The sequence below is a fragment of the Streptomyces sp. PH10-H1 genome (assembly GCF_030063355.1).
Lineage (GTDB): Bacteria > Actinomycetota > Actinomycetes > Streptomycetales > Streptomycetaceae > Actinacidiphila.
The window spans coordinates 1-1,250 of record NZ_JASISZ010000212.1 but is presented as its reverse complement, the minus strand read 5'-3'; the positions used below and the strand labels follow the sequence as shown (position 1 = coordinate 1,250).

2 protein-coding genes are annotated in these 1,250 nt (G+C 68.7%); both read left to right on the top strand.

All coding sequences use genetic code 11. The annotated features are described in order from the left end of the window. Positions 1–421 (top strand): hypothetical protein (locus QMK24_RS41250; protein ID WP_283472051.1); only part of this gene is annotated, 421 nt, incomplete at its 5' end. A gap of 201 nt (positions 422–622) precedes the next feature. Continuing rightward, entirely contained in the window at positions 623–1,129 is a 507-nt protein-coding gene (locus QMK24_RS42200; protein ID WP_502962725.1) for a CGNR zinc finger domain-containing protein, read from the top strand. Positions 1,130–1,250: the final 121 nt, after the last annotated feature.

Here is a 1,250-nt window from a genome sequence, read left to right as displayed (position 1 = left end):
CCAGCGCGCTTCCCTGAAAGCCATGTCGTTTGAGAACACCGGCCCGCGGCGTTCTCAAACGACATGGCAACCCAGCAGGTCAGCGGCCCACGATCTGTCAGCTGCACTACGACAGGACACCGGGCTGCTGGATTCCGTTCTGGACCCCGGCAGCCCGGCCACGGCGTTTCCCGGTTGGTCAGGAGCCCTGGGAAGTGCTGTCCACGCCACGGGTGACGTCAGCCCACTCGTCCAGCTCGCGCAGGCGCGCGGTGAGAGCGGCGCGCAAGTCCCGCTCCGCGGTACGTCCGAGGGCGAGTCGCAGGGGCGGCTGCTTGGCGTCGACGGCGGTGAAGACGGCCGCGGCGACTCGAGCGGGATCGATGAACGCTTCAGTGGGCAGCTCGCCGAGCTCTGGACGGCGCGCACCCTCCGGTCGTAGTCGGGCGCGGCTTCGGCGAGGACGAGGTGGGAGAGGAATCCTGTTCCCATGTAGCCCGGTTCGATCAGGGTGAGTTTGATATCCAGAGGGGCAAGCTCGGCAGCCAGGGCGTCTGAGCTGTACCCCCTGGCTCCCGTCATCACCGCGTCCGGCGTGCACCTCGCGCCCACCCAGAACGGGGTACCGGGCGCGCTCGCGCACATGCTGGCCGCAGCGTCCGAGGTCGCCCTGCGCGGCTCCTGGATGCGACTCAAGGCATGCCGGAACCCGCCGTGCCACCTCGGGTTCTACGACCGCACCCGCAACTCCTCCGCGGCCTACTGCACCCGAACCGATGCGGAGCCCAAGTTGCCATGCGCACCTACCGCAGCCGCAAGGCGAAGGAAGAAGGTCGGTAGCGGGCGCACAGGGCGATCCGCCGGAGCCCGCTTCTGGACCCCCGGCTGCCCCACCCCGGCGTTTCTGCCGAGGGACCTCCGCGCAGTTCACTCGTTCGGCAGAGCGACCCCGCTGTCCACGGCCGATGTCAGCAACCGTGCTCTTCGTACTGCTGTGACGTGCCCGTGCGCCGCGCCACGGAGCCGGCCAACCGGATCGTGGGGGATCCGCTGCCACACCGCGTCCAGGCCGCGGCGTGGCAGTGGGGGGAACTGCGGGCTGTTCCCGCCAGGAAGAGCCGGCGGGAACAGCTGCGGCAGGACCGGCTAGGAGCGTGGGTCAGTAACTGGCAACCCGCCTGTGGTTCGTGATCATTCATGCGGGATGATGTCGGTATGAGTGGTGGGGATGGGCTGTTCGAGGTCGAGCCGGTCGAGAAGAAGCAGCCACA